The organism is Arthrobacter sp. efr-133-R2A-63, assembly GCF_030209795.1.
Taxonomy (GTDB): Bacteria; Actinomycetota; Actinomycetes; order Actinomycetales; family Micrococcaceae; genus Arthrobacter; species Arthrobacter bambusae_A.
Genome location: NZ_JARVRG010000014.1, coordinates 69406 through 76471, shown reverse-complemented (window position 1 = coordinate 76471; position 7066 = coordinate 69406). Strand labels below are relative to the sequence as shown.

Here is a 7066-nt window from a genome sequence, read left to right as displayed (position 1 = left end):
AACGTGGCTCACTTTTCAACCCACGAAATGGCTCACTTTTCGACCAGCGCTGACACCTCACCAGCAAATATGGCGATTCCGGGAGACTGGGGACCGCGCCTTTGAAAGTCTGCGGGTAGCCAGAGAGTCAGCACATGCATCATGGGCAAGCCAGTGTTGAGGCTTCGTGGCCAGTGTTCCCACCGAACGCCTGGCCCCTGACTTCCCGTCCACCCTGAGGGCGGCTGGCTTGGCAGGGCAGCATCGGCAGTTCCTCCTGGGGCTTTGCCCAGGCCATTGCCACAACGAAAGGCCAGGTTCCAAGCGATCATCTCGGGCATGGCACCACCATATGAGCTAATTGGTCCAATCAAGACCTATCGAGGACGAAGTGTGTCCGGTCAAGGATCCTTATGCGGACGTTGCTAGCTCTGGCAGATCAGGGGAGGCCTTCGAAGTACTGTGCCACATCGTAGTTGCCGATTAAGCCGATTAATCGGGCCAGTCCCACGGGTGTCTGCCCTGTCCCGTTCGAATGCATTGGATCTGCACCGCGTGAACGCAGCAGTTCGATCATCTCGGGTCGTCCGCGCGAGTTGAACACGGCGACGAACAGCGGTGTGTTGCCGAAGGAATTGATTGCGTCGACCGTCGCGCCAAGGACGAGCAGTGCGGCCGCCGCGTCCATGGCGTGCTCTTGGGACGCAAGGTGAAGCGGGGTGAATCCCTGGCTGTCGGACGAATCGGGCGACTCGCCTTCGGCGATCAGTCGCTTCACCTCGGCGGCATTATTGGTGAGTGCTGCGTAATGGAGCGGAGACCGACCTGCGGCGTCCATGGATACCTCGATTCTTGGTACAAGGGGACGCTGCACCATAACTGATCGCTTACCGGACTTGAGCTACGCCCGATGAGGGATCCCCACCGGACTATCGTCGGGGGGGCACAGACCCTGGAGACGCTGGTCGGTCTGAGACAAAGTGCCTCTCAGGGCGCCGGAAGTCTGCGATCGGCTGCTACATATCCGCGGTGTCTTCCCACAGGCAGTCTGTGAGGCCGTGGTTGGCTCCGAGTACCTCGCCGAGAGCCTCCAAGTCTCGGACGCGTTCCGGAGGGAGCGCTATTTCGAATTCAAAGATTTGCGTGCAGAGGGTTTCGAATGCCACGAGCCGTTCGCCGGCGTCGATCAGTAATTGGATGTTGGCTATGTCGGTGTCAGGGAGGCCGACGGCTGCGTCCATTGCTCTGTGGAGCCGGACTGCAATCTCTTCTGGCGGCGGATTCGTCATGCGATGCGGAACCTCGAGGTCGTCCATGCCCTCTAGTTAACAGCCTAGGGGTGTCGTCCGGTAGGCGATCCCTATGCGAACTCGGACACAGGTCGATTCGATGACGATCCGAATCGGCGGTGCGGTTGATGGACCCTAGAAGCTTGACCGAGCCCAATGCTCTCCCACTGCGGATCGCTCAGCTTCTTCGTGCAGACCTAGGTCGAGGACCTCAGACAAACCGGGGCAACCTCATGATTCACTGGGTCATGCCGAAGACGGACTATTTCCTCAAGGAAGGTAACAAATGACGTTCTTTTGTCCCGTCTGCGGTTACCCGGGTTTGGACGAACCCCCATATATGGATTACGAGGTCGGGAGTAACGACATCTGCCCCTGCTGCGGCGTTGAGTTCGGTCTCGCTGACGGCGGCAGGCTGGGTGAGGCCTTGCAAGCCAAGATCATTGAGATCCGGAACACATGGGTGGAGCGCGGTATGTGCTGGCGCAGCCGCTCCGAAAAACCACCCGAACAGTGGGATCCAGCCCGCCAACTCGAGAATCTGAGACAAGACAAAGGGCCGTCGGCGGGCGCTGGACGATACGAATATTACCCTCGCGAATTCAACGGACACGGGCAGTAAAGGCACGGGAGCCTGCGGCGTACGCGCGGAACATGGACTCTCCTCGCTAAGTACGCTCCATAGGCTCCCTAACTGACTGCCTCGGCAACGAGCTACGAAATGGATCAAGGAATGACAGGCGACTGGACAATCATCGACTCGCTTTTGGCCAGAATGGTCCGTGGTTGGGTCGTCGACAGGGACGTGAGGTCCGCTGTAGCCGCCAAGGCCCGCGTCACCGATGCGGATTCTCTAAGATCAATGTCCATCGGGATCATCCTCGAACTATTGCTCAGGGGCTACGCGTACCCGGTGTTCTGGGACGAAGCACCATGGTTCCATGACCCGGCCCCCCTGGACACTTGGGACGGAGACCCTTGGGAAGCCACACGCCGTATCGAAGCGCTTTGGTGGGAGCGGAGACACGACGATATGTTCCTGGACATCATCTGGCTCGCTCCGACCACCGCTGGCGAACGGCTCGGCCGCGAACTCCTTGCTAAGTTGTCAACCTGATTAGGGACCACTGTGTCGTGGCAATCACAAAATCGCGACCAGAGGGTCGCATTCCGACAGTCAGGCATTCTCGCTCGTGTGCTGCCCGTAAGTCGATCCCTCACCGTGCACATGGATACAACCAGTGGAGACGACAGGCCAGGTGAGGGACCCTCAAACGGAACGCACGCATGCGTTACATTCCGCTTTGCTTGCCGGCAATGCAATCGAGATGCTCAGCCTCTTGACCGCGCACCTACCTTCAACGAGCCTCGGCGCATGGCGCCTCCATATGTTCGGCATTGCAGCGGCTTGTAGCCCCTATGGCGGTGATGAGTGGATGTGCGACGCCCGCAGGGCTGACAATCGATGCCTCGACAAGTCCGGCATCCACCCCCGTCTCAAGTGTCCCTTTCGCCCTCTTCGCTCATTGCGGTATCTATGAGGCACGGGTGCAGGACCCGTCTCGCTTTCCTTACAGCAAAGCCGCGGGCGACGCTGACGCATTCGGGAAAGGATCGTCCTGCGGGCCGGTGTGTGAAAATTTTGGCATGCCCTCTCCGCAGTCACTGAGCGAAGCCGATCGGCGTATCGCCGCAGCGTGGGCGGCGAACTGCGCCGAGCGGGTTCTGGTCCTGTTCGAGACGGAGGCGCCGGGCGACGACCGACCGCGTGATGCCATCGCTCGTACGCGGGCGTTTGCTCGCGGTGAACTTGACGCCGCAGGTGAGATTCGCCGGCGTTTCGTCGCTGGCCGGGCCGCGCACGCGGTGAGCTCTCCTGCGGCCGTGGCCGCCGCCCGTGCTGCTGGACAATCTTCTGGCGTCGCTCACATGGGCGCGCACGCTCTCGGCGCAGCCGCTTACGCCGCGCAAGCGGCCGGGCTGGCCGCCCTGGATCAGTCCACGGCCATCTCCGACGAGATCTCCTGGCAACTCGAGCAAATGAATGCTCAAGTACGGGCCGTGCTTCAGCAATTACCGCCAGTTGGGGAGGATTCCGCTGGTCCGCTCGGTCCCGGACTTCTCGCGTCGGGACTTCTTGGGTCAATCATTCGGGAGATTCAGGCCGGTATCGTCAGTAGCTCGCCACATGAGGGTGTCACGTGAGGGACCCCCAGCGTGCGGCTGTGCGGGGGGCGTCTATTCGTGCACGAAGGGTGCTGCGAGTCCGGCGAGCAGGATGCTGATGCCTTGGTCCAGTTCGGCGGCGCCGTCGTAGTCGGCGAGGACCGGGCCGAGGGCGCGGAGGCGGGGGAATTCCTTCGCGGGCAGGCGGTGCAGGCCGAGGCGGAGCAGTGCTTCGTTTTCCTCCGGGTCCACGATGAATTCCTGCAGTTCATTGAGGATGTGGCCGTACAGGAAGCCGTAGTACGCCCGGTAGACGTGCAGCGCGTCGCCGGGGGTGAAGCCGGCGTCGATCAGCAACGAGAGGATCTGCTCGAGCGGGCGCAGCGTGCCCAGCGGGCGCAGGCCCAGGGGTGTCGAGAGCGGGCGGGTGACGAGCAATGGCACGACGTTCGGGTGCCGCAGCGCGAGCAGGCGCAGGTCGTGGGCTATCTGGCGCAGCTGTGCCTGCCAGTCGGGGTTGTCCGGGGAGATGGGAAGCTCTTTCAGGACCTGCTCCGTCACTCCGTCCAGGAGCGCGGCGCGGTTGGCGGCGTACCGGTAGAGGCTCATCGGATCCCGGCCTAGTTCCTGGCCCAGGCGGCGCATGGTGAGCGCGTCCAGTCCTTCCGCGTCCACCAGTGCCAGGGCGGTGGACAGGACGAGGTCCCGGCTCAGCCTGGGTTTCTGCCCGGCGGGCTTGTCGCCGGCACCTGCAGCGGAAGAATTGGCCGGAGACTCTGGGGGAGGCATGGGGTTACGTCCTGATCTGATCGTTTCATCGCGGCTCTTGCCGGGAAAATAAGCTTGCTTACTTTGTAGTCTACGCGTAAAGTCTACATTGTAGTGAAGTTCGACAGCTGATTAAACGAGGCGGACTTCAACGCACCGCCACCGGCCGTGCGCTCCATTTCCCAAGTCCGTGACTGCACACCACGCACAGACCGCCCGAACCGCAGAATTCCACAGAACCGGGCGACCACTCCCCTGCTAATACGACATGGCAGCACGCAACCTACCCGCAAAGGGACCCCATGGCTAAGACGGCTGACATCCAGTTCGACCAATTCCTTGAAGAATCCACCATCACCACCTATGACAAGTCGGACTCCGCTCTCGGGCGGGACTGCTTTTACGGCCTGTACACGAGCTGGTGCCTGCTCCAGCAATCCGTGCCGCTGCCGGAAAACGTATTTTGGGCAGCGCTGAAAACCAAAGGCATCCATCCAGCCGGCAACGGGCTGGCCATGACAGGCCCAGCGGCGGCCGACTACATTCTGGCAAGCTACCCGGGCCTGGCCTGAACCGTTGAGCACCATCTCAAGCACTTACATCCCCCGGGACGCCAACCAGCCCCGCGGCACCCAACCCTGGTGCGCGACATGCGACACCGATCTGCACCTCGTCGTGGACTCCATCGCCATTATGGACAACCGCAAAGAAACCCTCGCCGTTGCCGTCACCTGCACCCGATGCGGCGGAGCCCGCGTGCTGTCCACCACCCCGGGCCTCGTCGCCCCAGTCTTGGCCCGCTCCCCCGTTAAGGATGACGTCCTTCACCTGGGCGCCGAGTACATCCACTGCGGGGAACCCATGTCCCCGAGCAACCCGGACCCGAGAACGCCGCTAACACCGCTCTCGACCCAACCGCTCCCAACGGACCTCCTCGGCGCCTACCTCCACACCCGGGTCCTTCGGTGCCGGTGCGGCTTCCAAATGGAAAAACCGCACTAACCACCCCCACACACAGCTCATTAGTAAGTATGCTTACCAATGAGGTCCCTAGCCGCCGGCCAGGGCCCTCACACAAACAAGGAGACTCACATGTTGCTTTGGATAGCCATCATCATCGCCATTCTCTGGCTTCTCGGTTTTATCGGCGGCATCGGCGGTGGACTCATTCACATCCTTCTGGTTGTCGCCGTGATCGTCCTGATTTTCCACTTCATCCGCGGCAGGTCACGCGTTTAGCGGCGCACCCCCCGCCAACCGAGGCGAGTCGTAATACGCGAACTCCACAGTCCTCCGGCATGTTTACCGAAGGACTTTGAAAGCTTGACCAAATTTCTGACTGAGGCCGGGTTCGCTCCCGCGACCGCTACCGCTTTCCAGTCCGCGCCCCCGAGCTCAAACGCCAAGGTAACCGGAATCTTTCTTCAATTCCCCCTTCGGGGCTCCGTCTTCCTGCGGTCCAGGAAAGTAAGGGTTACCGCATGAAACAACATGCCGACGGCGATGCCCCCCTCGGGGGCCGATACCGCCTGATCGAGCGCATCGGGTCCGGAGCGATGGCCATCGTATATCGGGCCACCGATGTCTTTCTTGGGCGCGACGTAGCAGTCAAAATCATCAAGAAACCAGCCCGCAACGGCGTGGCGGCGGCCATCGATGACGACGAAGTGAAGGTCCTTGTCCGCATGAACCACCACGGACTGGTCACTCTCCTTGATGCAGGCGTTGATAGCAACGGGCCCGGTGAGCCACGTGTCTATCTGGTGATGGAGCTCATCGAGGGCCCGGACTTGAAGCAGCATCTGGCCCGGGGTGTACTTGGGCCGCGCCACACGGCACAGATCGGACACGATGTGGCTGACGCTTTGGCCTATATCCATGGCAACGGTGTGGTTCACCGGGACGTCAAACCGGGCAACATCATGATCTTTGACTACCACCAGGACGCTGCGCGGATCCGCGCGAAGCTCACCGATTTCGGCATCGCCTTAATGTCCGAATCGCCGAGGGACACGGACGGCGGAGTCCTGGGGACCGCGGCCTACCTCAGTCCCGAACAAGCCCGGGCCGAGCCCGTTACTTCCGCCAGCGATGTCTACTCCCTAGGGCTCGTCCTGCTCGAGAGCCTTACCGGACAGGTCGCGTTTCCCGGCGATCCGATCCAGAGCGCCGTTGCCCGGCTGATCCGGGATCCACATATCCCTGAAGACATGGATGAGGACTGGAAGACACTCCTGACCGCCATGACTGCCGCCGATCCGCTGGAACGACCCACAGCACGCGAAGCATCCAAGGCACTGTTCGATCAGGTCTCGGCAGGCCGGGCCAGGCACAAAGTGGCCCCCTCCATCATTCCCGACGACGAAATCGCACGTATGGCCGCCGTGCACCAATACCGGATATTGGACACCCCGCCCGACGGCGCCTTCGACAGAATCACCGCCCTGGCAGCCCGGCTATTCAACGTACCGATAGCAATCGTCAGCATCGTCGACCATGACCGAATCTGGTTCAAGTCCCACCATGGCATCACGGCCGAGGAAATTCCCAGGGACCCGGGCCTGTGCGCCTCAGCCATCCTGCAGGGCGACGTCTGGGTCGTGGAGAACGCTCCCGAAGACCCCCGGACACTCACGAATCCCCTCGTCGCCGGGGACTTCGGCCTCGGATTCTACGCCGGGGCTCCACTGAAGACTCGGGAGGGATACAACCTCGGAACCATGTGCATACTCGACACGGTCCCGCGAACAATGTCCGCGACTGACATGGCGACCCTGCAGGACCTGGCGGGGCTTGTTATCAGCGAGTTGGAACTTCGCCTCGAAAGCCGGGAACTGGCACAGTCATCCACTGATTCATAGTTC

Annotated in this window: 9 protein-coding genes; 6 read left to right on the top strand and 3 right to left on the bottom strand. The window is 61.6% G+C overall.

Features of this window, described 5'->3' with window-relative positions:
• Window positions 1-418 precede the first annotated feature (418 nt).
• Together QRN45_RS07615 and QRN45_RS07610 are read right to left on the bottom strand one after the other, a co-directional pair.
• Window positions 419-817, bottom strand: a complete 399-nt coding sequence (locus QRN45_RS07615) for an ankyrin repeat domain-containing protein (RefSeq protein ID WP_284762872.1) — start codon at window positions 815-817, stop codon at window positions 419-421.
• Between the two features lie 178 nt (window positions 818-995).
• On the bottom strand, window positions 996-1295 hold the full coding sequence (locus QRN45_RS07610) for a MafI family immunity protein (protein WP_284762871.1): 300 nt from the start codon (window positions 1293-1295) through the stop codon (window positions 996-998).
• Window positions 1296-2001: 706 nt separating this feature from the next.
• Here QRN45_RS07610 and QRN45_RS07605 point away from each other — a divergent pair.
• Window positions 2002-2385 carry a hypothetical protein gene (locus QRN45_RS07605; RefSeq protein ID WP_284762870.1) on the top strand — a complete coding sequence of 128 codons (384 nt, stop codon included), beginning with the start codon at window positions 2002-2004 and terminating at the stop codon, window positions 2383-2385.
• Window positions 2386-2687: 302 nt separating this feature from the next.
• A complete protein-coding gene (locus tag QRN45_RS07600; protein ID WP_350309757.1) occupies window positions 2688-3473 on the top strand; it encodes a putative immunity protein in 786 nt (261 codons plus the stop codon).
• A gap of 33 nt (window positions 3474-3506) precedes the next feature.
• Here QRN45_RS07600 and QRN45_RS07595 read toward each other — a convergent pair whose 3' ends face one another.
• Complete coding sequence (locus QRN45_RS07595; protein WP_284762866.1) at window positions 3507-4223, bottom strand: TetR/AcrR family transcriptional regulator C-terminal domain-containing protein; 717 nt, start codon at window positions 4221-4223, stop codon at window positions 3507-3509.
• Between the two features lie 281 nt (window positions 4224-4504).
• Between QRN45_RS07595 and QRN45_RS07590 the strand changes: the two genes are divergently transcribed.
• The 4 genes from QRN45_RS07590 to QRN45_RS07575 all read left to right on the top strand — a co-directional run bounded on the left by QRN45_RS07590 (window position 4505) and on the right by QRN45_RS07575 (window position 7063).
• On the top strand, window positions 4505-4774 hold the full coding sequence (locus tag QRN45_RS07590) for a hypothetical protein (RefSeq protein WP_284762865.1): 270 nt from the start codon (window positions 4505-4507) through the stop codon (window positions 4772-4774).
• Between the two features lie 4 nt (window positions 4775-4778).
• Window positions 4779-5204 carry a hypothetical protein gene (locus QRN45_RS07585; protein WP_284762864.1) on the top strand — a complete coding sequence of 142 codons (426 nt, stop codon included), beginning with the start codon at window positions 4779-4781 and terminating at the stop codon, window positions 5202-5204.
• Between the two features lie 90 nt (window positions 5205-5294).
• Entirely contained in the window at window positions 5295-5441 is a 147-nt protein-coding gene (locus QRN45_RS07580; RefSeq protein ID WP_241711015.1) for a lmo0937 family membrane protein, read from the top strand.
• A 242-nt stretch (window positions 5442-5683) separates the two neighbouring features.
• Window positions 5684-7063, top strand: a complete 1380-nt coding sequence (locus QRN45_RS07575; protein ID WP_284762863.1) for a GAF domain-containing serine/threonine-protein kinase — start codon at window positions 5684-5686, stop codon at window positions 7061-7063.
• Window positions 7064-7066: the final 3 nt, after the last annotated feature.

Excerpts from the sequence above, each read along its gene's own strand:
- QRN45_RS07595 (WP_284762866.1), bottom strand. The coding sequence starts at position 4,223 with ATGCCTCCCCCAGAGTCTCCGGCCAATTCTTCCGCTGCAGGTGCCGGC.
- QRN45_RS07605 (WP_284762870.1), top strand. The coding sequence starts at position 2,002 with ATGACAGGCGACTGGACAATCATCGACTCGCTTTTGGCCAGAATGGTC.
- QRN45_RS07610 (WP_284762871.1), bottom strand. The coding sequence starts at position 1,295 with ATGGACGACCTCGAGGTTCCGCATCGCATGACGAATCCGCCGCCAGAA.
- QRN45_RS07580 (WP_241711015.1), top strand. The coding sequence starts at position 5,295 with ATGTTGCTTTGGATAGCCATCATCATCGCCATTCTCTGGCTTCTCGGT.
- QRN45_RS07590 (WP_284762865.1), top strand. The coding sequence starts at position 4,505 with ATGGCTAAGACGGCTGACATCCAGTTCGACCAATTCCTTGAAGAATCC.
- QRN45_RS07600 (WP_350309757.1), top strand. The coding sequence starts at position 2,688 with ATGGCGGTGATGAGTGGATGTGCGACGCCCGCAGGGCTGACAATCGAT.
- QRN45_RS07575 (WP_284762863.1), top strand. The coding sequence starts at position 5,684 with ATGAAACAACATGCCGACGGCGATGCCCCCCTCGGGGGCCGATACCGC.
- QRN45_RS07615 (WP_284762872.1), bottom strand. The coding sequence starts at position 817 with ATGGACGCCGCAGGTCGGTCTCCGCTCCATTACGCAGCACTCACCAAT.